Here is a 25,487-nt window from a genome sequence, read left to right as displayed (position 1 = left end):
GCGCTCAAGTCCTTGGGCGCGGGAGACTCTTATTTGTTAAAAGATCCATTCATGGCGCAGACGCGCCGTGGCTGGATTCCTGTGACATCCCGCGGGTCGAGCCCGCAGACAGGAATGAGGGCGAGCGGGGCGTTCCGCTGCAGTCCTGTAAGCACCGAGCGCAGGAGCAGTTCGGATGATCCGCTACATCCTCCAGCGCCTGTTCGGCATGATCGTCGTGATGTTTCTCGTCGTCACGATCGTCTTCGTCATCGTGCGGGTGACGCCGGGTGACCCGGCCGCCGTCATGCTCGGGCCGGATGCGACGCCGCAGGATATTGCCGATCTCCGAACCCGGCTCGGCCTCGATCAGTCGCTCGGCCTGCAATATGTCTATTATATCGGCCAACTGCTGCGGGGCGATCTCGGCCAGTCGATCTTCCTCAACATGCCTGTGACGTCGGCGCTGCTCGATCGGGCCGAGCCGACCTTCTTCCTGACGCTGTTTTCGCTTGCCATCGCGAGCATCATCGCGCTGCCGATCGGCATCTATGCCGCCTATCGGCGCGGCTCCTTCGTCGACCAGGCGGCAACGACGCTGGCGATGTTTGCAGCCAGCATTCCGAGCTTCTGGCTCGGCCTCATCCTGATGCAATTCTTCGCCGTCCGGCTCAACCTCTTCCCGGTCTCGGGTTATGGCGGTCCGGGCTCGACCTTCTTTGACCGGATGTATCATCTGACGCTGCCGGCCTTCGCGCTCGGCATCGTCTCCTCGGCGCTGATCCTGCGTTTCACCCGCGCCTCGATGCTCGATGTGCTCGGTGACGATTATATCCGCACGGCGCGCGCCAAGGGACTGGTCGAGCGCAAGGTCATCCTCAAGCACGCGCTGAAGAATGCGCTGATCCCGATCCTCACGGTGCTCGGCCTGACGGCGGCGGTGCTGATATCGGGCGCCGTCGTCACCGAAACGGTCTTCGGCCTGCCCGGCGTCGGCAATCTCGTCGTCTCGGCGGTGCTGCGGCGCGACTATCCCGTCATCCAGGGGGCGCTGCTCGTCATCGCCGCGCTCTACGTGCTGATCAATTTTGCGATCGACATGCTCTATCTGCTGGTCGATCCGAGGGTGCGCTACTGATGGCCGATATCGCAATCAAATCAGCCGAGAGCGACGGCAGCAAATTCCTCCGCCGCCTGCTGAAGCGCAAGACGGTGGCCTTCGGCCTGCTGATCCTGGCGATCTTCGTGCTGCTGGCGGTCTTCGCGCCTTTGGTTGCGCCCTATTCGCCGTCCAAGCTTTCGATCGTCAACCGGCTGAAGCCGCCAGGCGGCACCTTCTTCTTCGGTACCGACGAGTTCGGCCGCGACGTCTTCTCGCGGACGATCTTTGCCGGCCGCCTGTCGCTGCTCGTCGGCGTGGCGGTCGTCAGCCTGTCGGCGGTGATCGGGGTCACGCTCGGCCTGCTTGCCGGCTTCTTCCAGAAGCTCGACACGCCGATCGCCCGGCTGATCGACGCGATGATGGCCTTCCCGGATATTCTGCTGGCGATCGCCCTTGTCGCTGCGCTCGGCCCGTCCTTGACCACCGTTATCATCGCGCTATCGATCGTCTATTCCCCGCGCCTTGCCCGCATTGTCCGTGCATCGACGCTGGTTATCCGCGAATTGCCCTATGTCGAGGCGGCGAGGGCGCTCGGCATTTCCACCTTCCACATCATGACCCGGCATGTGCTGCGCAATCTGCTGTCGCCGATCCTGGTGCAGGCCACGTTCCTCTTCGCCAGCGCCATGTTGGCCGAAGCTGGTCTCTCCTTCCTCGGCCTCGGCGTCAGCCCGGAGATCCCGACCTGGGGAACGATGATCGCCGCCGGCCGCCAATATATCGGCCAGGCCGACTGGATGACGCTGTTTCCAGGTGTCGCCATCATCCTTTCGGTGCTGTCGCTGCAGATGGTCGGCGACGGCCTCAGGGACATGCTCGACCCAAGACTTCGCAAGGACCTTTAATCCGCCGACCTAAATCGGCCAATCCAAAATTCGCCAATTCAAAATTCGCATGACAGGAGTTTGCGTGAATCAGTTTCCAACCGCCGCCGGCAAGGTCGAGAACTCGCCTTACCAACGGTTAGCCGCCCTCGGCATCAAGCTGCCGCCGCCGCCGCCGCCGATCGCCAATTTCGTGACGCATGTGGTGGAAGGCAATATGCTTTACCTCTCCGGCCAGGGGCCGCGCGAGGCCGACGGTTTCCTGCATGCCGGCAAGGTCGGCGCCAATGTCGGTGTCGAGGAGGCGTACAGGCATGCGCGGCTGACCGGCATCAATCTGCTCGCCGTCATGCATGATGCGCTCGGCGATCTTTCCCGCGTCAAGCGGGTGGTCAAGCTGCTCGGCATGGTCAATGCCGTGCCTGAGTTCGAGGATCATCCGAGCGTCATCAACGGCTGCTCGGATCTGCTGATCGCCGTTTTCGGCGCGGCCGGCGAACATGCCCGCTCGGCCGTCGGCTTCGGCTCGCTGCCCGGCAACATCACCGTCGAAATCGAGGCGATCGTCGCCTTGAATGGCTGACGAGAGCTTTCATATTGGGAGCAGCGCCCACCATGGCCCGTTCCTCGACTGAGTCTTCTGGAGACCTTCATGCTGAATGACATCAGACCTTCGCTCGGCCTTCGCCCCGTCATCAACGTATCCGGCACGATGACCAGCCTCGGCGCCTCGATCGTCGTGCCGGAGGCGATCGAGGCAATGGCATCGATCCTGCCGCATTTCGTCGAGATCAACGACCTGCAGCGCAAGGCAAGCGCCGTCATCGCCCGGCTGACCGGCGGCGAGGCCGGCTTCGTCACCGCCTCCTGCTCGGCAGGTATTTCGCTGGCGGTTGCCGGCGCCATCACCGGCGACAATCTGCTGGCGATCGAGAAGCTGCCGGATGCCGTGTCCGAGAAGAACGAAGTCCTGGTGCAGATGGGCCATGTGGTGAGCTATGGCGCCCCCGTCGACCAGGCGATCCGGCTTGCTGGCGGCAAGGTCGTGCTTGTGGGACAGGCGACCTCGACGCATCGCTTTCACATGGAAAAGGCGATCACCGACAAAACAGCCGCCGCCGTCTATGTCGTCTCCCACCATGTCGTCGATTACGGCCTGCTGAACCTCAAGGAATTCGTCGAGATCGCCCATGCCAGGGGTGTGCCCGTCATCGTCGATGCGGCCTCGGAATACGACCTCAGGATTTTCCTGGAGCAGGGGGCCGATATCGCCCTTTACTCCGGCCACAAGTTCCTCGGCGGCCCGACCTCGGGCATCGTTGCCGGCCGGAAGGAGCTGGTGCGTCATGCCTTCCTGCAGAACATGGGCATCGGCCGCGGCATGAAGGTCGGCAAGGAGAGCATCTTCGGCGTCATGGCCGCACTCGAAGCCTGGGAAAAGCGCGATCACGCCGGCATCCGCGAACGCGAGACCGGCTCTCTCAATCTGTGGAAGCGCACACTCGACGGCCGTCCCGGCGTCACCGCGCTGATCGAGCCCGATCCGACCAACAATCCGCTCGACCGGCTGCGTCTCATCGTCGATGCCGAGCAGGCCCATATCACCGCCTGGGATCTGGCCGATGCGCTGGCGAGGGGCACCCCGCCGATCATCGTGCGCGACCACGAGGTGGAACACCGCTATTTCTATCTCGACCCGTGCAACCTGCATCCGGGCCAGGATGTCATCGTCGCAAACCGCCTGGCCGAGGAACTCGACAAGGCGCGCGCCTCCAACGAGATCATCGCAACCCCGATCGAAAACCGCAGCCGGCACCGCTTCGACGGCGTGCTGCGCTGGCCGGATTGAGCCGCAAAGGAACCGACCGACATGGGCATCGTCCAAGCACAATCGATCGAGACAGCCAGCACCGTTCTTTCCGTCGAGGGGCTGACGACGTCCTTTCTGGTCGACGGCGCCTGGAAACCGGTCGTACGCGATGTCTCCTTCACCGTGGCACCTGGTGAAACCGTGGCGATCGTCGGCGAATCCGGCTCGGGCAAGAGCGTCACCTCGCTCTCGATCATGCGGCTGCTGCAGGCGGACATGAGCCGCATCGAAGGCCGCGTCATGCTCGGTGGGCGCGACCTGCTGGCCTTGCCGGAACCTGCGATGCGGCAGGTGCGCGGCAACGAGGTGGCGATGATCTTCCAGGAGCCGATGACCTCGCTCAATCCGCTCTTCACCATCGGCGATCAGATTTCCGAAGCGCTGCTCTGCCATTCCGCTGTTAGCCGGGCCGACGTCCGGGCCGAGACGATCAGGCTGCTGGAAAAAGTCCGCATCCCTTCGGCCGCCTCGCGCTTCGACGAATATCCGCATCGTTTTTCCGGCGGCATGCGCCAGCGGGTGATGATCGCCATGGCGCTTGCCAGCCGGCCGAAGCTCTTGATCGCCGACGAGCCGACGACCGCGCTCGACGTGACGATCCAGGGCCAGATCCTCGATCTCATCAAGATGCTGCAGGAGGAGGAGGGGACCTCCGTCCTGTTCATCACCCATGACATGGGCGTCGTCGCCGAGATCGCCGATCGGACCGTGGTTATGTATCGCGGCGAGCAGGTCGAAACCGGCGCCACCGCCGATATTTTTCACCGCGGGAAACATCCTTACACGAGGGCGCTGCTATCGGCCGTGCCGGTGCTCGGCTCGATGCAGGGCCGGCAGCGGCCGCTGCGCTTTCCGGTGGTCAACGTGGCGACAGGTCAATCGGATAGTCCGGCCGAGGCCGCCGATACGGTCGCAGCGACGCCGGTCCTTGAGGTGAAGAACCTCACCAAGCGTTTCGACATCCACTCCGGCCTGTTCAACCGGCTGACCAGCCGGGTGCATGCGGTCGAAAACGTTTCCTTCGATCTTCATGCCGGCGAGACGTTGTCGCTGGTCGGCGAATCCGGCTGCGGCAAATCGACGACGGGGCGCGCCATCATGCGTCTCATCCAGCCGCAGGCCGGTTCCGTTCTCGTCGAGGGCAGGGAGGTGCTCGGCCTCGACAGGAAGGATTTGCGCGAAATGCGTAAATCCGTGCAGATGATCTTCCAGGATCCCTTCGCCAGCCTCAATCCGCGCATGACGGTGGGTGCGGCGATTGCCGAACCCTATCTCGAACACAGGATGGGCAGCGCGAAAGAGGCGAGGGAAGTCGTTGCCGATCTGCTGGTCAAGGTCGGTCTCTCCCCGGATATGGCAACGCGTTATCCGCATGAATTTTCCGGCGGCCAGCGCCAGCGCATCTGCATCGCCCGGGCGCTTGCCCTGCAGCCGAAGGTCATCGTCGCCGATGAAAGCGTCTCGGCGCTCGACGTGTCGATCAAGGCGCAGGTTATCAACCTGATGCTCGACCTGCAGCAGAGCCTCAACCTCGCCTTCCTGTTCATCTCGCACGACATGGCGGTGGTCGAGCGCGTCAGCCACCGCGTGGCGGTGATGTATCTCGGCGAGATCGTCGAGATCGGCCCGCGCGCCGCCGTCTTCGAAAATCCGCAGCATGCCTATACCAAGAAGCTCATCGCCGCCGTGCCGGTGCCCGATCCCGACCGCCGTCATGAGAAGCGGATGGTGGCGAATGACGAGATCAAGAGCCCGATGCGGCCAGTCGACTACCAGCCTCCGGCCACTGTCTATCTCGAAGTCGGGCCGGGCCATCTGGTGATGGCCGATCGATAGGCTGGCTTGGCCAATGGCAGTTGCCTAACGGGCCGCCGGCGCATAAAGCAGATGTAGTGACACCTGCCTGTAAAGCCGTACAAATGGACAAGACAGAGTATTATTCCAAGCTCGGCGGCCTGCCGCCGCAGACCCAATTGCTTTCCGGCAAGGCCGTCTTCACCACGGCTTACGCGGTCATCCCGCGCGGCGTCATGAGCGATATCGTCACGAGCCTCCTTCCGCATTGGACGGGAACGCGGGCATGGGTTCTCTCCCGGCCGCTTTCCGGCTTCTCCGAGACCTTTTCGCAATATGTCATGGAAGTTCAGCCGGGCGGCGGAAGCGACCGGCCGGAGCCGGACAAGCGGGCCGAAGCGGTGCTGTTCGTCGTCGAAGGCGGCATGACGGTGGAACTCGACGGCGTCAGCCACACGCTGCGCGCCGGCTCCTTCGCCTATCTTCCGGCGGGTTCGGTCTGGCGCCTGAAAAACGACGGATCGGCCCCGGCGATATTCCACTGGATCCGCAAGGCGTTTCAGGAGGTCGAGGGGCTGGAGCCGCCGCCGGCGATCTTCACGCACGAGGATGAGCATCCCGCAGCAGCAATGCCCGACACGGACGGACGCTGGGGAACGACGCGGTTTATCGATCCTGCCGACGTCCGCTACGACATGCATGTCACTATTGTGACCTTGGAGCCGGGCGCCGTAATCCCCTTCATGGAAACCCATGTCATGGAGCATGGTCTCTATGTGCTTGAGGGAAAAGCGGTCTATCGCCTGAACGAGGATTGGGTCGAGGTCGAGGCCGGCGACTTCATGTGGCTGCGGGCCTTTTGCCCGCAGGCCTGCTATGCCGGCGGTCCCGGCCGCTTCCGCTACCTGCTCTACAAGGACGTCAACCGGCACATGAAGCTCTGGTAGCCAGTTTCGCATGCCGTGCGGGCGTATGGCCGACCCGGTTTGGGGATCTGTCCAGTTGCTTGACAGCTCTTGCGATTGACCGCATCGTCCTTGGATGCGGGATATGGATTCATGGCTGTCGGAGAAGCAAGAGATACACCGGAGAAACGCTGCTGAAGCGGTCTTCGAAGATGTCCGCACGGCCATTGTCGATCGGAAACTGGCTCTCGGCACCCGTCTTCCCTCGGAAGTGCAGCTCGCCGGACGGTATGGCATCAGCCGGGCGATCGTGCGTGAGGCGCTTCGCTCGCTGCAGACGCTAGGGTTCACGCAAACCAAGACCGGGCGGGGCACTTTCGTCGTTTCGGAGAGCCCGGCGCGGCAACTCGGCGGCGGCGCCTATTCCGCCCGCGACCTGATCGAGGCGCGCCCCTGTATCGAAATACCGGCGGCGGGTTGGGCGGCATTGCGGCGTTCGAAGGAGCAGTTGGCTTCGCTCTCATCCTTGTGCGACCGGATGGATGACGAGGAGGACGTCCGGACATGGGTGCGCATGGACGCGGCGTTTCATGGAGAAATCGCCGAAGCCTCGGGCAATGCGATCTTCAGGAAAGTCGTCGCCGATGTTCGCGGCGCGCTGTCGACGCAATCGGAACTGGTGGAACATGTTCGCGGACGGCGTAAAGCCTCCAACGCCGAGCACCGCCGAATTCTGGAGGCGGTTGCCGCAGGCACCGAGGAGGATGCACGCGTTGCCATGGCAGAGCACCTGCTGGAGGTAAAGCGTTCCATCATCGGGATTGCCGATGAAAGACGAACTGCGCCGAAGGTATGATTTTCAATTTGCACCCCATATCCGGCTGCCCTGCCCCTCGAATGCAACACCATGAATGATCTGGAAAACTGGCTTTCCGATTCTGCGATCCTCAGTCGAAAAAGCGCCTCGGAACTTGTTTTCGAGGAGTTGCGCAATCTCATTCTATCCGGCCGGTTTGCCGAAGGTTCCAAGCTGCCGTCGGAAGCCAAGCTCGCGGCAAAATACGGCGTCAGCCGCCCGATCGTGCGGGAAGCGCTGCGCTCGCTGCAGATTTTGGGGCTGACGGAGACGCGAACGGGAAGCGGAACCTATGTGCTCGCGGCTGGCGGCGGAGATATCCGTTACGGCGATTATTCGGCGCGTGATCTGATGGAGGCGCGGTCCTTCGTCGAGGTGTCCGCCGCCGGTTGGGCGGCGCTGCGTCGGGACGATGACGAACTGTCCCGGTTGCTCGGACTTTGCGACCGAATGGAGCAGGAAGAAGATACCGAAGCCTGGGTGCGGCTGGATTCGGATTTTCATGGGCTGATCGCTGAGGCATCGAAGAACGCCGTATTCCGTGACATCGTCGATGATGTCCGCGAGGCGATGGCGCAGCAATCCGGGCTGCTGACGGTCTTGGGGCCGCGGCGTCAGGAATCGAACGAAGAGCATCGGGCGATCGTCGAAGCCATCCGCAGAGGGTCGGAGGCCGAGGCCCGGGCGGCGATGGAAATTCATCTGAAACAGGTCGAGGCAGCGGTCAGCCGCATCATCGGCTCAGAACAACGCTAAACCTCACCGTGTGAAAAATCCTTGACTGGGTCGCATTTTTCCCGTTAATCCCAAAACCTGTCAGACCGCATAGCAGATTAACATCTTTATGGCATCTGCGCGGAGGGGCGGCCGGGAGGTTGCCGAACCCACAGGGAGGAGAAATGAAAGTCATGGAATCCAACAGGACCGGGGCCGAAGGCCAAGTCTTTGCCGAGGAGGATCTCGGCTACCACAAGGCGCTGAAGCCGCGGCAGATCCAGATGATCGCCATCGGCGGCGCCATCGGCACGGGGCTGTTTCTCGGCGCCGGCGGCCGGCTTGCCGCTGCCGGTCCGGCACTTGTGCTGGTCTATGCCTTGTGCGGCTTTTTCGCGTTCCTCGTTCTGAGGGCGCTCGGCGAATTGATCGTCCATCGTCCGACCTCGGGCTCGTTCGTCTCCTATGCCCGGGAATTTTATGGTGAAAAGCTCGCCTTCGCGGTCGGCTGGCTCTATTGGCTGACTTGGGCGATGACGGCGGTCGCCGACGTCACCGCGGTCGCCCTGTACATGAATTTCTTCAAGGCTTATGTCCCTTGGATCGCAATGATCGATCAATGGGTGTTTGCGCTGGCGGCGCTAGTCCTCGTTCTCGCCATGAACCTTCTGTCGGTGAAGGTCTTCGGTGAACTGGAATTCTGGTTCAGTCTGGTCAAGGTCCTCGCCCTCGTCGTCTTCCTGGTCGTCGGCGTCTACTTCGTCGTCACCGGCACGCCGATCGACGGCCATGTTCCGGGCCTCAACACGATTACCGATTTCGGCGGCATGTTCCCGAACAGCGTCCTGCCGGCCTTGGTGGTGATACAGGGCGTGGTGTTTGCCTATGCCTCGATCGAGCTGATCGGCACCGCCGCCGGTGAGACCGAAAATGCCCGCAAGGTCATGCCGCGGGCGATCCGCACGGTCGTTCTGCGCCTGGTGGTCTTCTATGTCGGCTCGGTCCTGCTGCTGTCGCTGCTGCTGCCCTATACTGCCTATAAGGGTGGCGAGAGCCCGTTCGTGACCTTCTTCGGCAAGATCGGCATTCAGGGCGCCGACGTCGTCATGAACCTCGTCGTGCTGACGGCCGTCCTGTCGTCGCTTAATGCCGGCCTCTATTCCACCGGCCGCATCCTGCATTCCATGGCGGTTTCGGGGTCGGCTCCGGCGGCGCTGGCGAAGATGAACCGGTCCGGCGTGCCCTATGTCGGCATTGCGGTGACGGCTGTCGTGACCGCCTTCGGCGTCGTGCTGAACGCCGTCGTTCCGGCAGAAGCCTTCGAGATCGGCCTGAACGTCGCCGCCCTCGGCATCATCGCCGCCTGGGGCGTGATCGTGCTGTGCCAGCTCAAGCTGTGGCAGCTGTCGCGGCAGGGCAAGCTGGTGCGGCCTGAATTCCGGATGTTCGGCGCGCCCTACACCGGCCTGCTCACCCTGGGTTTCCTTGCCGTCGTCGTGATCCTGATGGCTCTCGACTATCCGGTCGGAACCTACACGGTCGCTTCTCTGGCCCTGATCATTCCGGCGCTGGTTGTCGGCTGGCTGCTGATGCGTGAGCGCATCTACATGCTCGCCGCCGAACAGGGCGAGGATCGCGGCGGTTTCGATCTCGCCTGACACCGATCGACAATCCAAGCTTGCTCCGGCGGCGCATGTCGCCGCCGGGGTGCGGTATGAATGGAGAGAGACATGACCCCGAGTGAGGATTTCGTCGTCACCGATCGTGGCGGCATCGTCGAGAACAGTCATCGCGTCCACGCGGCTGTCGTCGATGCAACGGGCGGGCTGCTCTACGCGCTGGGAAATCCGGCGCGCATGACGCTTGCCCGCTCCGCCGCCAAGCCGGCCCAGGCGCTTGCCATCCTGGAGACGGAGGGTTTTGCGCGTTACGGCTTCGACGATGCGGATATTGCGCTAATGTGCGCGTCCCACAGCAGCGAAGAGCGGCATATCGCGCGCACGCGAACCATGCTGTCGAAGATCAAGGCCGAGGAGGCCGACCTTCGCTGTGGCGGCCATCCTTCGCTGTCGGAAACGGTCAATCGCTCCTGGATCAAGCAGGACTTTGTCCCGACAGCCGTTTGCAGCAATTGTTCGGGAAAGCACGTCGGCATGCTTGCCGGCGCCCGGGCGATCGGAGCCGGCATGGAAGACTACCACCTGGCGGATCATCCGATGCAGGGGAGGGTCAAACGCACCGTCGCCGAACTCTGCGATCTGGATGTTCGGGATGTCGAATGGGGGATCGACGGATGCAATCTCCCGACCCCCGCCTTTCCCCTGGACCGCCTGGCCCGCATTTATGCCAAGCTTGCCGCGGCAGCGGATGGCGGCGGGGCGGGCGAGGGGCTGTCGGCGCGGGGTGCGGCACTGGCCCGCATCTTCCATGCAATGGCACACCACCCTGACATGGTCGCGGGCGAGGGGCGCTATTGCACGGTCCTGATGCGCGCATTCAACGGCGCCGTTATCGGCAAGCTCGGGGCTGATGCCAGCTATGCGATCGGCGTGCGGGCCTCGGACGAAACCCGGCGATTGGGGACGGACGGTGCGCTCGGCATCTCGGTCAAGACCGAGGACGGCAATCTCGAAATTCTTTACGCCGTCGTGACGGAGATCCTCGAACGGCTCGGTATCGCTTCGCCTAATATCTCCAGCCGGCTCGCGGCGTTCCATCATCCCCAGCGCGTGAACACGATGGGGGTTACGACAGGCGGCGTGTCCTTTCCGTTCAAGCTGCGCGGACCCATACCGGGCGGGGACGATTCCTGTCTTGCTGCTCTGGCCCGATGACACCTCCGGACGCGGCTATTCTGCCGCGTCCCCACCATCATTTTCTCCGGCTAGTCGCCGCCGATCAGGCCCGCGGCGCCGCTTCTCGAAAGTCGCTCCATGACTATCTCCGATATTGCCAAAATCCGCGTTGAGCACGACCTGATCGGCGATCGCGACGTGCCCGCCTCAGCCTATTACGGCGTGCACACGCTGCGCGCGGTCGAGAATTTTCCCATTACCGGCCAGACGCTGAAAGAATCGGCGGATCTGATCGCATCGCTGGCGGCGATCAAGCAGGCGGCGGCTCAGGCCAATGTTAGCCTCGGGCTTCTGGATGAGGAGCGGGCCGACGCAATCATCGCGGCCTGCGTCGAAATCCGCGACGGTGCGCTGCACGACCAGTTCGTCGTTGATCTGATCCAGGGCGGGGCTGGAACCTCGACCAACATGAACGCCAACGAGGTGATTGCCAACCGGGCGCTCGAAATCCTCGGGCATCGCCGCGGCGAGTACCAGCACCTGCATCCGAACGAACACGTCAATCTCTCGCAATCCACCAACGACGTCTATCCGACAGCGTTGAAGCTCGCCGCAGGGATCGGCGTTCATCGTCTCGTCGACGCCATGGCGATCCTGCGCCGGGCATTCGAAGCCAAGGCGATCGAGTTCGCCGACGTCCTCAAGATGGGCCGAACCCAGTTGCAGGACGCCGTGCCGATGACGCTCGGCCAGGAATTCGGAACCTACGCCCTGATGCTGGCGGAAGACGAGGCGCGGCTCTTGGAAGCGGTCTCGTTGATCCGCGAGATCAATCTCGGCGCAACGGCGATCGGTACCGGCATCACCGCCCATCCTCATTACGCGGCGCTGGTGCGCGAGCGCCTGTCTGAAATCGTCGGCGTCGATCTGGTGACGTCACCTGACCTGGTGGAGGCGACGCAGGATTGCGGCTCCTTCGTGCAGCTTTCGGGTGTTCTCAAACGCGTGGCGGTCAAGCTGTCCAAGACCTGCAACGATCTGCGGCTTCTGTCCTCGGGGCCGCGGGCCGGATTGAACGAGATCAACCTGCCGGCGCGCCAGGCCGGCTCCTCGATCATGCCCGGCAAGGTCAACCCTGTTATCCCTGAGGTCGTCAACCAGGTCGCCTTCGAAGTGATCGGCAATGACGTGACGATCACCATGGCCGCTGAGGCCGGCCAGCTCCAGCTGAACGCCTTCGAGCCGGTGATCTTCTATAGTCTCTATCGCAGCCTGAGCCACCTGACCAATGCCTGCCTGACGCTCGAGGCGAATTGCATTTGCGGCATCACCGCCAATCGCGACCGGTTGCGGCAGACGGTCGAGCAATCGATCGGCATCGTGACGGCGCTCAACCCCTATATCGGCTACCGCAACGCCACGGAGGTTGCGCTCGAAGCGCATCATTCCGGACGGGGGGTCTATGAAATCCTTCTCGAACGCGGCCTGATGCAGAAGGAGCATCTCGATGCGGTCCTGCGCCCGGAAACGCTGACCCGGCCGAGCGAGAAGCTGTCCTTCTCGTAAGGCGCGGACTTCTTGCGAAAGGCGACCCCGGCCACTCTGCAGGGATGTCACCCGGCCCATGAAGCTCTGGTCGCTTCATGGGCCGGGCAACATCCGTGCGTCCGTGATCACGCCGCCTTTGCCTGCGGCTTGGCAGCCTTGACGTGGGTTACGCTGCGGCGGCCATCAATGCTGACGGGAACATCGCCGTCAACGGTGGCGCGGCGGACAACCCGGTGCTGGTCGCCATAATCGTTGACGGCATAGTGCTGGGTGGCGCGGTTGTCCCAGATCGCGACATCGCCGGCTTTCCAGCGCCAGCGCACCGTATTTTCCGGGGCGGTGACGTAGGATTGGAACACCTCGTAGAGTTTCGCGGAATCGCTCTTCGACAGGCCGACAAGGCGCTGAACGAAGTTGCCGAGAAGCAGCGATCTCTCGCCGGTTTCCGGATGGACACGCACGACCGGATGCTCGGTCTCGTAGATGGTCGAGGTGAAAACCTCCTCGAAATGCTTCTTCTCTTCAGCGGTGGCGCGAGGGCGCACGGCGGCATAGTCATAGGCATTGCTGTGAATGGCCCACAAATTATCCGCCAGCAATTTGAGCGCCGCCGGCAGGCTTTCATAGGCGGCATGGGTGTTGGACCAGATCGTGTCGCCGCCAGCCGCCGGAATGACGACGCCGCGCAGGACGGAGAATTTGGGGTAGGCATCGACGAAGGTGACATCGGTGTGCCACTGGTCCGCCCGGCCGCCGCCGCGGCTGGAATCGAGATTGAGGATGGAAGCCGTGCCGGCGACCGGTCCCTGGGTCGGATGTGGCACGAGGTCGCCGAGGCGGCGCGCGAAGGCTTCCTGTTCGGAATCCTCAAGATGTCCCTGATCCCGGAAGAAGATCACCTTGTGCTTCAGGAGAAGCTGGTTGATGGCTGCCACCGTTGCATCCGAAAGGTCTCCGCCAAGGCGGACACCCCTGATTTCGGCTCCGACACGGCCGGTCAGCGGGATGACATCGGATTCGGGAATGATCTGATTGACGAGAACCGGATTGCTCATGGAAATCTCCTGTTGATGTTGGAAGAAGTCGGCAGTTCACACGCACCCAAGGATGCATCCATTGGGCGTTCGAAATCTCATCGATGAAGTCGACAGGGCTATGAAACCTTGTAATCTATAAAATCTATAGACAATAATTTCTATTTTTGCGTGTTTTCCTGAAACAGCCGTCTTCGATTTCCTCGCCGGCGGGAAGTCTGGCGGCCGCTGTCATTTCTTCGTATCTTCCGCCGCTGCGTGGGATCGCCGCGCAAAAATCATGCTTGAGGCGCCCGGAAAGGAACTTTCGATGGCAACAGTCAAACTTCTGTCGGATCAAGAGGCCGCAGCCATTCCGGCCGTGCAAGCGGTGTTCGATGACATCAGGGCGACACGCAAGACCGATTTCATCAACAATTTCTGGCGTGCTCTCGCAAACGATCCGGCAAATCTCAAACGCGTGTGGGAAACGCTGAAATCCGTCATGACGGTCGAAGGCGCCATCGATCCGCTGACGCGGGAGATGATCTACATCGCCGTGTCGACGGCCAATGCCTGCCAGTACTGCATTCAATCCCACACCGCGGCCGCCCGAGCGCGGGGCATGACCGACGCCCAGCATGGCGAACTACTGACGATCATCGGGCTTGCCGCGCAGACAAATCATCTCGCTCGCGATGCAGGTTCCGCCCGATCCGGAATTCGAGGTGCGATAGGAGACTGGGGACTTGGCGAGCACATCAGGACATTGCGCAGCCGCCATGCACATAAATTCACCTGCAGTCTTCGCTTTGAGTGCAGGGCCTCAAAGTTTTAAGGAAAGCGAATTATCAACTTTAAGTTGTCAATGTGGCGTAATCTATCTTATGGAACTTACGACTGGTAGCCATTCCTAACGGCTGATCACGACGTCGCCCCGTTGCGAGCCCTCTCAGCAAACTTTCGGAAGGCTGGCGCGTTAATCTCGCGCACTGGCGACGGAGAGGAAATGCTGATGAGTAAAGGCTTTCGATTTGATGTGCTCGCCAAGGGCGGGTACACGGCGCGCGGTGTCGTTTTTCTGCTGATAGCGGGGCTCGCGCTCTTCTCCGGCGTCGCCGGTGGCCGGCCGGAAACGAAGTCGGCGCTCTCGACGCTGCTTTCGCAGCCGTTCGGCCGGATCTGGGTCGGAATGATCGGTCTTGGACTTCTCGGATTTGTCGCCTGGAGGCTGGCCCAGTCCTTGGCGGATAGCGACGGCCACGGCCGAAACGGAAAGGCTTTGGCGATCCGGGCGGCACTCCTCGGCAGCGCCGTCACCTATCTTGGGCTTGCCGGATATGCACTCAGTCGTGCCATCTTCCTCGGCGGCGGGAGCGAAGGCTCGGGTGAAAAGGGGCTGGCGGGATGGATCATGTCGCAGCCGTTCGGCTCCTATCTTGCGATCGCCGTTGGGGCCGGCTTTGTCATCGGCGGCATCGTGACGGTCGCAAAGGGCATCACCCGGAAATTCGAGCGCTACGTCAAGATACCGGACAGCAAGGGTATCGTGACCTTGATATGCGTTTATGGTCTCGTCGCCCGCGGCGTGGTGTTCGCGATCACCGGGATACTGTTCGCCTATGCCGGCTTCCGGGTGGATCCGCAACAGGCCGGCAGCATGGGCGATGCCCTGGAATGGGTCCGCCAGCTTCCGTTCGGATCCTTCCTCTACATCGCCGTTGCCGCCGGATTGGCAGCCTTCGGAATATACAACCTTGTTGAGGCTCGGTACCGCGTCATTTCCCACCCGTCATTGGCAGGCGCCAGACGTTCGATCCCGCTGGCAGGCTCCTGATACGCTTGTCAGAAGCGGGCTTTCTTCGGTTGAAGCAGGGGAACTGCGGTCGCAGCCGCTCCATCCGCGCTTTGTCGGGCGATATTTTATTTTCGTCTTTTCGTTGTGGTTTTTGCCTGGATGACTGGCATTTTAACGAAGCCCGTATGATTTCGTTAGGTCCGCTTTGGCACCCTCCCCGCACCTTCGGGAGATGCCATGTTCACTGTGCTTTCATGTATCGCCGACCAGCATGACTGGACGTTGCTTTTCGTCGCCCTGTCGATCTGCTGCTTCGGCAGCCTGACGGCCGTCTTCATGCTGACACGTGCGCAGGAATGCGTGCAGCATCATCACCACTATTGGCTCATCGCCGCTGCCGTCGTTCTCGGCGCCAGCACCTGGGCAACCCATTTTATCGCGATGCTGGCCTATGCCGGTCCGGTGCCGATCGGCTACGACGGTCCCCTGATCATTCTGTCGATTATCGCCGCCATCGTCCTGTTTGTAGGAGCGGTTGAAATCGCCTTTATGAATGGCGGCCAGCTTATCCAAGCGTCCGGCGGGGTCCTGTTTGGCGTTGCCATTGCGGCAATGCATTTCGTGGGGCTGCTCGCCATCACGCCGTTCAGCATGGTTTCGCTCGCCCTCGACAAATCGATCGTCGCCTGTGCGTTGGCAATCGGCCTCGGCATTGTGGCGGTTGCGGCGCTGCGGCATAGCGCAAGCAGGCGTTTTCATATTTTCGCCGGCGCGGCGTGCATCGTCCTGGCGATCTGCAGCCTCCACACCGTGTCGATGAGCGGCGTCCAGATCACCCCTTCCGCCGAGCCCGTGCATGCCGATCTGTCCTCGGTCGACCGGATCGCCATCGCCATCGCCGTCTCGATCATCTCCACCTTGATCCTGCTCGGCGCCGCCGCAGCGCTGTTTCTCGATCGTCATTTGACCGATCTGCGCGGGTTGGCAAACGCCTCGTTCGAGGGGCTTGTCATCGCCCAGGAGAATGTCGTCATCGATCTCAACGAGAAATTCGCTGCGATGGCCGGCAGGGCCGCCGCGCTTTTGAAGGGCCAACCGGTCGAGGCGGTGCTTGCGATCGAAAGACGCCTTGGCATCGACACCTGCCAGGGAGCGGTATTGTGCGACGGCCAGGATACGATTCCGGTCGAGATCCTTGCTCGGACGATCGAATATCGCGGGCGCGAGTGCCAGGTGATCGCCGTGCGCTATCTGACGGAGCGTCATGAGGCGAGCCGCAGGATCGAGCATATGGCACGCCATGACTCACTGACCGGCCTGGCGAACCGCCGCGAGTTCGACCAGCGTTTCGAGATGGCGATGGCCCGCGCTGCCGAAACGCCAAGCGGCCTGGCGCTGCTAGCCCTCGATCTCGACCGATTCAAACTCGTCAACGACACATTCGGCCACGCCGAGGGGGACGCGGTCCTGCAGCGTGTCGCCCAGGTCTTGCTCCGCACCTTGCCGGCCGATGTTACGATCGCCCGCATGGGAGGCGACGAATTCTGCATCATCCTGGAAAACGCGTCCCGCCAACAGACGGAAGCGTTGTCGGCCGATCTGCAGCACGCCTTGGCGCAGGAGTTCGCAGATCTCGCCACCTCCTCGGGATTCGGCGCCAGCATCGGCATCGCGTTGTACCCCGAGCACGGCGTTACCGATCGGCGCCTGCGAAACAACGCCGACATGGCTCTCTACCGGGCCAAGAGCGGCGGCCGCGGCCGAGCCTGCACATTCGAGGCGGCGATGGACATTGAACTGCATGCCAAGCGGCAGCTCGAGCACGATCTGCGGCACGCAGTCGCCAAAGGAGAGCTGTTCCTGGTCTACCAGAGGATCGTCGACACCTCCTCGCAAGAGCCGTGCGGCTACGAGGCGCTGTTGCGCTGGCGCCATGCAAGCAGAGGCGTCCTTGCACCGGCGGACTTCATCGCTGCCGCCGAAGAAACCGGCTGCATCATTCCCATCGGCATCTGGGTCCTGGAAGAAGCCTGCAGCGAGGCAGCCTCGTGGAGGGCCCCGCTGACGATCGCGGTCAACATCTCGCCGGTTCAGTTTCTGATGCCGAACCTGGTGGAGCAGTTCTCGCACATTCTTGCGAGGACGGGGCTGCAGCCTGACCGTCTGGAGCTTGAGATCACCGAGACGGCGCTGTTTCACGATCGGGCTGCCGTCCTTTCCACGCTCGGTCAACTGCGCGCGATGGGAATCCGGGTGGTTCTCGACGATTTTGGGACCGGTTATTCCTCGCTCGCCAACCTCCGGGATTTTCCGTTCGACAAGCTGAAGATCGATCGACGTTTCCTTGCCGGCATCGGCGTCGATCCAACCATCAGAGCGCTGTTTGAGAATGTCATCGAGATGGCGTCGACGCTCAACCTGCCGGTGATTGCCGAAGGGGTCGAGACGCAGGAGCAGCTTGCGATCCTTCATGCAAGCCATCCGGCCCAGATGCAGGGCTTCCTGTTCGGCAAGCCCGAGGCTGCGCCGAGCAGCCGCGCGCCCTTGAAAGCCATCGCCTGATCCTTGGGGCGGAATTGTCGCTGTTCAAGCCGCGACTACTTTCCGTCGAGCCACTCCTGCAGCTCGGCCTCGGCCCGCTCCAGCGCGCTATAGTTCAAGAGCTTGCGCAGGAAAGCGACGGTGACGGCGCGGGCGCGGAGGTTGAAGCGGCCGTCCTCATGGTGGTCGCCAGCGCTCTGGTAGACGTCGAGCTTGTCGTAGAGCTGCTGCAGGCGGTTCTGCACGCTGCGCAGCGACAGGCCCCGGCGTTTGGCGATCGCCCTGTCGGTCAGCCCCAGCGCGATATCGACGAGAATCTCGTATTCGGAATCGGTAAAACCGTTGGTCTGGCCGAGGCTTTTCTGCTGCAGGCCGCGCACCTCGCGGTCGATGACGCACTGGCTCTCGATGAAGATCGAGCGCAATGCCAGCTTCAGCCGCTCGTCCGAGGCGGATTTCAGCACATAGCCGTAGGCGGCGCCATCCGGCACGATGCGCGAGACGCCGCGCACATAGGCTTCGTCGGAATAATTCGACCAGAACAGGATCCGGGTCTCCGGCCGCTCCTTCCAGATCGTGCGCGCCGCCTCGATGCCGTTGCGGTTTGCCATCTGCAGGTCCATGACGATATGCGCCGACTTGTGGTCGCGGGCGAGCTTCTCGCCGACCGTTCCGTTCTCGGCCTCGATCACCGTGTCGCATTCCGGCAGCGCGGCGTTGACCGCCTCGTGCAGATAGGAGCGGTGCAGCGGGTCGTCCTCGACGATCAGAACCTTCATTGCGCGTTTCTCCTCAGTCCGGCCCGCTTGCCGGGTCGTGCGGGGTCAGCGGCAGCACGACGCGCACCACGGTCCCGCGATTGTTGTGGCCGGGCCCGGTGGTGAAGCGCGCCGAGATCAGCCGCGCCCGGGTCTTCATATTGTCGATGCCGCCGCCGATCCGTCCCCGTGCCTTGGCAAGCCCCGTTCCATCGTCGGAAATTTCGATCGACAGCCGTTCCTCGTCGGCCTCGAGCCGCACCGTCACGGCGAGCGGCGCGGCATGGCGCACCGCATTGTTGATCGCCTCCTGCGCGATCCGGAACAGCGCGACGCTGACGGTCGGTTCCAGCCGCTCCAATGCGCCGTGCGTTTCGTCGACCAGACCCCATTCGATGGCCGATCCCGTGTCGCGGGTCGATCGGTCGAGATGGTGCTCTATCGCCTGCGCGAGACCGAAGAGCTGGAGCACAGATGGTTTTGCCTGTTCAATGATCTGCCGCAGATCCTGCATGCAATGCTGCAGCGAACGCGAGACCGGCTCCAGCGCCTCCGGCGTCACTTCGCCGTTGCGCGACAGCCGATCGATCCGGCGGGCGAGCCGTGTCAGGTCGGCAAGCGTCTGGTCGTGCAGGTCCATGCCGATCCGCTGGCGTTCCTGCTCCAGCGCCTCGGTCAGCTTCAGCGCGCCCTGCCGTAGCCCCTCCTCGCGGGCCCGGGCCTCGGCCTCGACGATCGCCGAGCGTTGCGCCTGTTCGGCAGCCTGCAGCGCGAAGAAATAGGGCGTCAGCAGGTCGGCGATGATGCGGGCGCGTTCGATATCCTCCATCGTATAGACGCCTGCCGTTCGCGATGAACAGGAGAGCGCCGCGATGATCGTGCCCTGCACCTTCATCGGCACATGCAGACGACTTCTCAGCGACTCCTCGACGATCGGCCGCTTGAATGCACCCTCGAAATGGAAACGCGGGTCCGTCATCGCGTCTTCCGCCAGCAGAAAGTCCACCTCGCCCCAGAGCAGCGAACGGATCGGGCTGTTGACCACCGGCGCGCCGGCCAGATCGCCCCAGGCGGTCTCGATGCCCGTCTCGTAGGCCGTGTGGTAGTTGCCGCCCTCCAGGAGCACACAGACATCGAGGTGGTCGTGCGGGATGATATGGGCGACCTCGGCCGCAACCGAACGGATGGCCGAGCGGAAGTCGAGCTGACCCGCGAGCAGCCGGGAAATACCGAGATAGTGGTCGAACATCGCTGCCGGTGTGAGTTGCAGCATTGTGGTTCCTCCCCGAGACGGCACAGGCTCCTCAACCCGCCGCGATCCCTTCGCAGTAAGCGCCCGCGGAAGCGCCGCCGTCTTGCGTAAACCCGCAGCTAATTGCGCAAAACCCGCAAACGACTTGCTGCCTTGCCCCTGTACAGGGCGGTCGATCTCCCGCATCCTGCCTTTACTGAGAGGAGGAAGCTCAGTGCAAGAACAATTTTCACTCGGCCCCGATTGGGCAGGCAGGAGTGAAGCGATCCGCCGACCGGCGCGATCATCAGGGAGGAAGACATGACAATCCGCAAGATGCTTCTGGCATCGGCCGCTATTGCTTGCGCCGCGATGCCCGTTTCTGCCTTTGCCGATACGTCGGCCAAGAAAATCGCTCTTTCAAACAACTATGCCGGCAACTCATGGCGCCAGGCCATGCTGACAAGTTGGGGAAAGGTGACGGGTGAAGCCGTGAAGGCCGGCACCGTTGCCGCAGCCGACCCTTTCACCACCGCCGAGAACCAGGCGACGGAGCAGGCCGCGCAGATCCAGAACATGATCCTGCAGGGCTATGACGCCATCGTGCTGAACGCCGCCTCGCCGACGGCACTGAACGGCGCGGTCAAAGAAGCCTGCGATGCCGGCATCACCGTGGTGTCCTTCGACGGCATCGTGACCGAACCTTGCGCCTGGCGCATCGCCGTCAACTTCAAGGAAATGGGCCGCAGCGAAGTCGAGTACTTGTCGAAGAAAATCCCGGAAGGTGGCAATCTGCTGGAGATCCGCGGTCTTGCCGGTGTCTTCGTCGATGACGAGATCTCGGCGGGCATTCACGACGGCGTCAAGCAGTACCCGCAGTTCAAGGTCGTCGGCTCCGTTCACGGCGACTGGGCGCAGGACGTGGCGCAAAAGGCGGTTGCCGGCATCCTGCCGAGCCTGCCCGACATCGTCGGCGTGGTGACGCAGGGCGGCGACGGTTATGGCGCCGCGCAGGCGATTGCGGCGACTGACCGGAAGATGCCGACCATCATCATGGGCAACCGCGAAGACGAGTTGAAGTGGTGGAAGGAGCAGAAGGACGGCAAGGGCTACGAGACCATGTCCGTGTCGATCGCGCCCGGCGTCTCAACGCTCGCCTTCTGGGTCGCTCAGCAGATCCTCGACGGCAAGGAGGTCAAGAAGGACCTCGTGGTGCCCTTCCTGCGCATCGACCAGGACAATCTCGAAACGAACCTCGCCAATACCCAAGCCGGCGGCGTCGCCAACGTGGAATACACGCAGGCAGACGCCATCAAGGTCATCGAGTCGGCAAAGTAAGTCTCCCGGCGACTGCCGCGCGGCCGCACATGGCCGCGCGGCATTCTTTGTGAAGCGGATCTGGCGGGCAGGATGGATGAGGTTTTGAAGGCGGTGATCGCCGTCGATGGCGCCAAGGTGAGCTTCGGCGCCGTCAGGGCGCTCGACGGCGTCACGCTCCGCGTCATGCCGGGCGAATGCGTCGGGCTCGTCGGCCACAATGGCGCCGGCAAATCGACGATCGTCAGTGTGATCAATGGCGGCCTCACCCCGCACGAAGGAAGTGTGGCAAGCGACGGCGAGCGGCTGGAGCGTTATGGCATCAACGCGGCGCGGGCCCGCGGCGTGCGCTGCGTCTTCCAGGAGCTTTCGCTCTGCCCCAACCTGTCCATCGTTGAGAACACTCGCATCATGCATCGTCATCTCGGCGGCTTCGGCTGGCGCAGGCGTGCGGCCGGGGTCATCGAGAAGAGCCTCGATGCCGTCTTTCCCGGCCACGGCATCGACAGCGGCCGCACCGTCGGCGATCTGTCGATCGCCGAGCGGCAGATGGTCGAGATTTCAATGGCCTTTTCCGACGCCGGCGTTGCGCCGCGGCTGGTGATCCTCGACGAGCCGACCTCGTCGCTCGATGCGAGCCTTGCCCGCCAGATGCTCGATCATGTCCGCCGCTTCGTCGCCGGCGGCGGCTCGGTCATCTTCATCTCGCATATCCTGCACGAAATTCTCGAAACCTCCGACCGCATCGTCGTCATGAAGGACGGCCGCGTCGTTGCCGAGCGTCCGGCCGATGGATTCGACCATCACGGTCTCGTCGAAGCGATGGGCACCGTTGCGAAGGAGGAGACCGCGCAGCGCTCGACGCGCGACCAATCCGCCGCTCCGCTCGTTCTGTCCCATCAGACGAAAGGCCTTCCCTTCAGCGCCCGCAAGGGCGAGATTATCGCACTGGCGGGACTGGCCGGCCACGGGCAGACCGAATTGCTGCTTGCCCTGCATGCCGCCCAGTCCGGCAACTGGCTGCCTGAGCGCGATCCGCTCGTCACCTTCGTCGCCGGCGACCGCCGCCTGAACGGCGTCTTCGAGCTCTGGAGCATCCTGCGCAACTTCTCTATCGCCTCGCTCGGTGACCTGTCGCGGCGAGGCCTCATCGTCGCAAACGAGGAAGAGACGAAAGGCGCCGACTGGAAGCGGCGGATCGAAATCCGCACGCCCGATATGGCCAACCGCATCCTGTCGCTGTCCGGCGGCAATCAGCAGAAGGTGCTCTTTGCCCGCGCGCTTTCAACGCGCGCGCCGATCGTCCTGATGGACGATCCGATGCGCGGCGTCGACGTCGGGACCAAGCAGGAGGTCTACGCCATCATCCGTGACGAAGCGGCGCGCGGCCGCACCTTCATCTGGTATTCCACCGAAATGGACGAAGTCCGCCTTTGCGACCGTGTCTACGTCTTCCGCGAAGGCCGCATCACCGCCGAACTCGCTGGCGACGCCGTCAACGAGACGAATATCATCGCTGCATCCTTCGAGGGGGTCGCCGCATGACGTTCCGGCTGTCGTCCGACGCCTTGCGTCTTGCGATCCCCGCTCTGTCGTTGACGCTGCTGCTTGCCGCCGTCTTCTGGCTGCAGCCGCGCGCCATGAGCTATGTCGGGCTCAACCTGCTGTTCAATCTGGCTGTGCCGATTGCGCTGGCGACGATCGCCCAGATGCTGGTGATGGCGGTCAACGATCTCGATCTGTCGATGGGCACCTTCGTCAGCTTCGTCGCCTGCGTCACCGCAACCTTTCTGCGGGATACTCCCCTGATCGGCATCCTGATCCTTGCCGGCGCGATTGCCACCTATGCGGCCCTCGGTGTCGTCATCCATCTGCGCAACCTGCCGTCCATTGTCGTCACCCTCGGCATGAGCTTCGTTTGGGGCGGCCTTGCGGTGCTGTTGCTACCGGCACCCGGCGGTCAGGCGCCGGACTGGGTGCGCTGGTTGATGACGGTCAAGCCGCCACTGGTGCCGATGGCGATCGTTGCCAGCATCGTCATCGCTGCCGTCGCCCATCTCCTCGTCATGCGCTCCTCGCTCGGCGTGCTGATCCGCGGCATCGGCGGCAACCAGCGCTCGGTCGAGCGCGCCGGCTGGTCGATCGTCGCAGCGCGCGCCAGCGCCTACGGCCTGGCCGGCCTGTTTGCGGTGCTTGCCGGCATCGCCCTCGTCGGCCTGACGACCTCGGCCGATGCCAATATCGCGCTGCGCTACACGCTGCTGTCGATCGCCGGCGTCATCCTTGGCGGCGGCGAGTTCATCGGCGGCCGCGTCTCCCCTGTCGGCGCCGTCATCGGCGCGCTGACGCTGACGCTTGCCGGCTCGTTCCTCTCCTTCCTGCGCATCTCGCCCGATTGGCAGATCGGGGCGCAGGGCGCGATCCTGATCGTCGTGCTCGCGCTTCGGCTGATGCTGAACCGGCTGGAGAAGCGGGAGAAACGCCGATGACTCCTGTCCTTCGTCTTTTCAGCAAACCGTGGATCTGGTCGTGGCTTGCCGCCCTCACCGTCTGGTTCCTGACGATCATGGTGACGCTCGGCGCCAGCACGCTCGGCCTGTCGCAGGCAGCCCTCACCTTCGCGGCCTTCTCGGTCATCGTCGGCCTCGGCCAGATGTTCGTCATCACGCTCGGTCCCGGCAATATCGATCTCTCGGTTCCCGCCACCATGACGCTCGCCGGCACGGTGGCGCTGAAGCTGATGAATGTCGAAAACGGCATGATCCTGCCCGGTCTTCTCATTGCCGTCGTCATCGGGCTTGCCGTCGGCCTCGGCAATTATGCGCTGATCAAGGTCCTGCGCATTCCGCCGATCATCGCCACACTGTCGATGAGCTTCATCGTCCAGTCCGCCGCGATCTGGACGAACCGCGGATTGCGCATCAAGCCTCCGGGAATGCTTGCGGAGTTCACCACCTCGAACACGCTCGGCGTGCCGAATGTGGCGATCGTCGCACTCTTGATCTCGCTGCTTGCCTGGTTCCTGCTCGAGAAGACGATCTACGGGCGCTGGATCTCGGCGATCGGCCAGAGCATGCCGGCGGCGCGCATGGCGGGCATACCGGTCGACGGCACGCGCTTCGTCACTTACCTGTTCTGCGCCGTGCTCGCCTCGCTCGCAGGCTATCTGCTTGCCTGTTTCTCCGGCGGCGCGGCGCTCAACATGGGCTCGGAATATCTCTTGATGTCGATCGCCGTCGTCGTGATCGGCGGCACGGCGGTCGCCGGCGGGGATTCCAACGTGCCGGGCATCTGGGGCGCATCGCTCTTCATGTTCCTGGTCGTCTCGATGCTCAACACCTATGGGGTCGGCGCCGGCATCCGCCTCATCATGACCGGCCTCATTATCATCAGCGTCATCATGCTCGCCGGCGGCCGCCGGGCCGGCATGCGATAAACGGAAAGACCGCCATGGCCGAGGCCAGCATTTACGAAATCCACGACCCGCGCTTCCGGCAGTTGATCGTAACTAGTGCCGGCCTCGATGAACTCTATTCCGGCTGCCGCTGGGCGGAGGGTCCCGTCTGGTTCAACGATGCGAACCAGCTGCTCTGGAGCGACATTCCCAATCAGCGCATGCTGCGATGGACGCCGGAGAGCGGCGTCTCCGTCTATCGGCAACCCTCGAACTTCGCCAATGGCCACACGCGCGACCGGCAGGGACGGCTGATCTCCTGCGAACACGGGATGCGCCGCGTCACACGCACCGAGATCGACGGCTCGATCACTGTGCTCGCCGATCGTTTCGAAGGCGTCAGGCTCAATTCGCCGAACGACGTGGTGGTGAAATCCGACGGCACGATCTGGTTCACCGATCCCACCTACGGCATCATGTCGGATTATGAAGGCTATCGCGCCGTGCCGGAGCAGCCGACCCGCAACGTCTACCGGCTCGATCCGGCGACCGGGGGGCTTGCGGCTGTCGTCACCGATTTCATCCAGCCGAATGGCTTGGCCTTCTCCCCCGACGAGAGCATTCTTTACGTGGCGGATTCGGCGGCAAGCCATGATGAAAGCCTGCCGCGCCATATAAGAGCTTTCGACGTGGTCGACGGCCTCAGGCTTGAAAACGGCCGCGTCTTCTGCCTGATCGACAGCGGCATTCCGGACGGCATCCGCACCGACGTGAACGGACACCTCTGGTCGAGCGCTGGTGATGGCGTGCATTGCTTCGATCCGGCCGGCAAACTAATCGGCAAGATCCGCGTGCCGCAAACCGTCGCTAACCTCACCTTCGGTGGTCCCAAGCGCAACCGGCTATTCATCGCGGCGACGCGTTCGATCTATTCAGTCTATGTCGCCGTCAGCGGGGCTCAGATGCCGTGAGAGCGTGATTCTGCTCG

21 protein-coding genes and 1 pseudogene are annotated in these 25,487 nt (G+C 62.9%); 19 read left to right on the top strand and 3 right to left on the bottom strand.

Annotated elements, in window-relative coordinates:
* Positions 1-175: 175 nt before the first annotated feature.
* The 11 genes from CO657_RS29430 (at position 176) to aspA (ending at position 12,465) form a co-directional block, all read left to right on the top strand.
* Positions 176-1,117, top strand: coding sequence for an ABC transporter permease (locus tag CO657_RS29430; RefSeq protein ID WP_054184498.1), 942 nt, complete (start codon positions 176-178; stop codon positions 1,115-1,117).
* On the top strand, positions 1,117-1,986 hold the full coding sequence (locus CO657_RS29425) for an ABC transporter permease (RefSeq protein ID WP_054184499.1): 870 nt from the start codon (positions 1,117-1,119) through the stop codon (positions 1,984-1,986). The genes CO657_RS29430 and CO657_RS29425 overlap by 1 nt, the downstream gene beginning before the upstream one ends.
* A gap of 49 nt (positions 1,987-2,035) precedes the next feature.
* A complete protein-coding gene (locus tag CO657_RS29420; RefSeq protein ID WP_054184500.1) occupies positions 2,036-2,548 on the top strand; it encodes a RidA family protein in 513 nt (170 codons plus the stop codon).
* Between the two features lie 69 nt (positions 2,549-2,617).
* Positions 2,618-3,814 carry an aminotransferase class V-fold PLP-dependent enzyme gene (locus CO657_RS29415; protein ID WP_054184501.1) on the top strand — a complete coding sequence of 399 codons (1,197 nt, stop codon included), beginning with the start codon at positions 2,618-2,620 and terminating at the stop codon, positions 3,812-3,814.
* A 21-nt stretch (positions 3,815-3,835) separates the two neighbouring features.
* Positions 3,836-5,671, top strand: coding sequence for an ABC transporter ATP-binding protein (locus tag CO657_RS29410; RefSeq protein WP_054184502.1), 1,836 nt, complete (start codon positions 3,836-3,838; stop codon positions 5,669-5,671).
* An 83-nt stretch (positions 5,672-5,754) separates the two neighbouring features.
* On the top strand, positions 5,755-6,576 hold the full coding sequence (locus tag CO657_RS29405) for a bifunctional allantoicase/(S)-ureidoglycine aminohydrolase (protein ID WP_054184503.1): 822 nt from the start codon (positions 5,755-5,757) through the stop codon (positions 6,574-6,576).
* A 94-nt stretch (positions 6,577-6,670) separates the two neighbouring features.
* The gene (locus CO657_RS29400; protein ID WP_054184504.1) at positions 6,671-7,390 is read left to right on the top strand and encodes a FadR/GntR family transcriptional regulator; all 720 of its coding nucleotides are present in this window, start codon (positions 6,671-6,673) and stop codon (positions 7,388-7,390) included.
* Between the two features lie 51 nt (positions 7,391-7,441).
* Positions 7,442-8,146: a FadR/GntR family transcriptional regulator gene (locus tag CO657_RS29395; RefSeq protein ID WP_054184505.1), complete on the top strand. Its 705-nt coding sequence runs from the start codon at positions 7,442-7,444 to the stop codon at positions 8,144-8,146.
* A gap of 143 nt (positions 8,147-8,289) precedes the next feature.
* Complete coding sequence (locus tag CO657_RS29390; protein WP_054184506.1) at positions 8,290-9,762, top strand: amino acid permease; 1,473 nt, start codon at positions 8,290-8,292, stop codon at positions 9,760-9,762.
* 72 nt (positions 9,763-9,834) lie between these two features.
* Positions 9,835-10,938, top strand: a complete 1,104-nt coding sequence (locus CO657_RS29385; RefSeq protein ID WP_054184507.1) for an asparaginase — start codon at positions 9,835-9,837, stop codon at positions 10,936-10,938.
* 99 nt (positions 10,939-11,037) lie between these two features.
* A complete protein-coding gene (gene aspA / locus CO657_RS29380; RefSeq protein ID WP_054184508.1) occupies positions 11,038-12,465 on the top strand; it encodes an aspartate ammonia-lyase in 1,428 nt (475 codons plus the stop codon).
* A gap of 107 nt (positions 12,466-12,572) precedes the next feature.
* Here aspA and CO657_RS29375 read toward each other — a convergent pair whose 3' ends face one another.
* Entirely contained in the window at positions 12,573-13,502 is a 930-nt protein-coding gene (locus CO657_RS29375) for a TauD/TfdA dioxygenase family protein (RefSeq protein ID WP_054184509.1), read from the bottom strand.
* Positions 13,503-13,791: 289 nt separating this feature from the next.
* Between CO657_RS29375 and CO657_RS29370 the strand changes: the two are divergent.
* From CO657_RS29370 to CO657_RS29360, 3 genes and pseudogenes are all read left to right on the top strand, one after another.
* Positions 13,792-14,197, top strand: a pseudogene (locus CO657_RS29370) (carboxymuconolactone decarboxylase family protein).
* A 278-nt stretch (positions 14,198-14,475) separates the two neighbouring features.
* Complete coding sequence (locus CO657_RS29365; protein ID WP_054184610.1) at positions 14,476-15,297, top strand: DUF1206 domain-containing protein; 822 nt, start codon at positions 14,476-14,478, stop codon at positions 15,295-15,297.
* 198 nt (positions 15,298-15,495) lie between these two features.
* A complete protein-coding gene (locus CO657_RS29360; protein WP_054184510.1) occupies positions 15,496-17,820 on the top strand; it encodes a putative bifunctional diguanylate cyclase/phosphodiesterase in 2,325 nt (774 codons plus the stop codon).
* 35 nt (positions 17,821-17,855) lie between these two features.
* On the opposite strand, the gene CO657_RS29355 is transcribed toward CO657_RS29360, so the two are convergent.
* Positions 17,856-18,578, bottom strand: a complete 723-nt coding sequence (locus tag CO657_RS29355; protein WP_054184511.1) for a response regulator transcription factor — start codon at positions 18,576-18,578, stop codon at positions 17,856-17,858.
* Positions 18,579-18,591: 13 nt separating this feature from the next.
* A complete protein-coding gene (locus CO657_RS29350; RefSeq protein WP_054184512.1) occupies positions 18,592-19,830 on the bottom strand; it encodes a GAF domain-containing sensor histidine kinase in 1,239 nt (412 codons plus the stop codon).
* Positions 19,831-20,109: 279 nt separating this feature from the next.
* Here CO657_RS29350 and CO657_RS29345 point away from each other — a divergent pair, with 279 nt between their 5' ends.
* From CO657_RS29345 to CO657_RS29325, 5 genes are all read left to right on the top strand, one after another.
* Complete coding sequence (locus CO657_RS29345) at positions 20,110-21,126, top strand: ABC transporter substrate-binding protein (RefSeq protein WP_054184513.1); 1,017 nt, start codon at positions 20,110-20,112, stop codon at positions 21,124-21,126.
* A 72-nt stretch (positions 21,127-21,198) separates the two neighbouring features.
* Entirely contained in the window at positions 21,199-22,650 is a 1,452-nt protein-coding gene (locus CO657_RS29340; protein WP_054184514.1) for a sugar ABC transporter ATP-binding protein, read from the top strand.
* Positions 22,647-23,594, top strand: a complete 948-nt coding sequence (locus CO657_RS29335; protein WP_054184515.1) for an ABC transporter permease — start codon at positions 22,647-22,649, stop codon at positions 23,592-23,594. The genes CO657_RS29340 and CO657_RS29335 overlap by 4 nt, the downstream gene beginning before the upstream one ends.
* A complete protein-coding gene (locus tag CO657_RS29330) occupies positions 23,591-24,541 on the top strand; it encodes an ABC transporter permease (RefSeq protein ID WP_054184516.1) in 951 nt (316 codons plus the stop codon). Before CO657_RS29335 ends, CO657_RS29330 begins: the two co-directional genes overlap by 4 nt.
* A gap of 14 nt (positions 24,542-24,555) precedes the next feature.
* Positions 24,556-25,470, top strand: coding sequence for an SMP-30/gluconolactonase/LRE family protein (locus CO657_RS29325; RefSeq protein ID WP_054184517.1), 915 nt, complete (start codon positions 24,556-24,558; stop codon positions 25,468-25,470).
* The last annotated feature ends 17 nt before the right edge of the window (positions 25,471-25,487 follow it).

Origin of the sequence: Rhizobium acidisoli (genome assembly GCF_002531755.2) — a bacterium.
Lineage (GTDB): Bacteria > Pseudomonadota > Alphaproteobacteria > Rhizobiales > Rhizobiaceae > Rhizobium > Rhizobium acidisoli.
This window is presented reverse-complemented; position numbering and strand designations above follow the sequence as displayed.

What these genes read in the sequence shown, in the direction of transcription:
- CO657_RS29415 (WP_054184501.1), top strand. Translation starts at nt 2,618, where the DNA reads ATGCTGAATGACATCAGACCTTCGCTCGGCCTTCGCCCCGTCATCAAC.
- CO657_RS29355 (WP_054184511.1), bottom strand. Translation starts at nt 18,578, where the DNA reads ATGAAGGTTCTGATCGTCGAGGACGACCCGCTGCACCGCTCCTATCTG.
- CO657_RS29385 (WP_054184507.1), top strand. Translation starts at nt 9,835, where the DNA reads ATGACCCCGAGTGAGGATTTCGTCGTCACCGATCGTGGCGGCATCGTC.
- CO657_RS29425 (WP_054184499.1), top strand. Translation starts at nt 1,117, where the DNA reads ATGGCCGATATCGCAATCAAATCAGCCGAGAGCGACGGCAGCAAATTC.
- CO657_RS29410 (WP_054184502.1), top strand. Translation starts at nt 3,836, where the DNA reads ATGGGCATCGTCCAAGCACAATCGATCGAGACAGCCAGCACCGTTCTT.
- aspA (WP_054184508.1), top strand. Translation starts at nt 11,038, where the DNA reads ATGACTATCTCCGATATTGCCAAAATCCGCGTTGAGCACGACCTGATC.
- CO657_RS29360 (WP_054184510.1), top strand. Translation starts at nt 15,496, where the DNA reads ATGTTCACTGTGCTTTCATGTATCGCCGACCAGCATGACTGGACGTTG.
- CO657_RS29350 (WP_054184512.1), bottom strand. Translation starts at nt 19,830, where the DNA reads ATGCTGCAACTCACACCGGCAGCGATGTTCGACCACTATCTCGGTATT.
- CO657_RS29375 (WP_054184509.1), bottom strand. Translation starts at nt 13,502, where the DNA reads ATGAGCAATCCGGTTCTCGTCAATCAGATCATTCCCGAATCCGATGTC.
- CO657_RS29335 (WP_054184515.1), top strand. Translation starts at nt 22,647, where the DNA reads ATGACGTTCCGGCTGTCGTCCGACGCCTTGCGTCTTGCGATCCCCGCT.
- CO657_RS29365 (WP_054184610.1), top strand. Translation starts at nt 14,476, where the DNA reads ATGAGTAAAGGCTTTCGATTTGATGTGCTCGCCAAGGGCGGGTACACG.
- CO657_RS29400 (WP_054184504.1), top strand. Translation starts at nt 6,671, where the DNA reads ATGCGGGATATGGATTCATGGCTGTCGGAGAAGCAAGAGATACACCGG.
- CO657_RS29430 (WP_054184498.1), top strand. Translation starts at nt 176, where the DNA reads ATGATCCGCTACATCCTCCAGCGCCTGTTCGGCATGATCGTCGTGATG.
- CO657_RS29420 (WP_054184500.1), top strand. Translation starts at nt 2,036, where the DNA reads ATGACAGGAGTTTGCGTGAATCAGTTTCCAACCGCCGCCGGCAAGGTC.
- CO657_RS29330 (WP_054184516.1), top strand. Translation starts at nt 23,591, where the DNA reads ATGACTCCTGTCCTTCGTCTTTTCAGCAAACCGTGGATCTGGTCGTGG.
- CO657_RS29345 (WP_054184513.1), top strand. Translation starts at nt 20,110, where the DNA reads ATGACAATCCGCAAGATGCTTCTGGCATCGGCCGCTATTGCTTGCGCC.
- CO657_RS29325 (WP_054184517.1), top strand. Translation starts at nt 24,556, where the DNA reads ATGGCCGAGGCCAGCATTTACGAAATCCACGACCCGCGCTTCCGGCAG.
- CO657_RS29395 (WP_054184505.1), top strand. Translation starts at nt 7,442, where the DNA reads ATGAATGATCTGGAAAACTGGCTTTCCGATTCTGCGATCCTCAGTCGA.
- CO657_RS29340 (WP_054184514.1), top strand. Translation starts at nt 21,199, where the DNA reads ATGGATGAGGTTTTGAAGGCGGTGATCGCCGTCGATGGCGCCAAGGTG.
- CO657_RS29405 (WP_054184503.1), top strand. Translation starts at nt 5,755, where the DNA reads ATGGACAAGACAGAGTATTATTCCAAGCTCGGCGGCCTGCCGCCGCAG.
- CO657_RS29390 (WP_054184506.1), top strand. Translation starts at nt 8,290, where the DNA reads ATGAAAGTCATGGAATCCAACAGGACCGGGGCCGAAGGCCAAGTCTTT.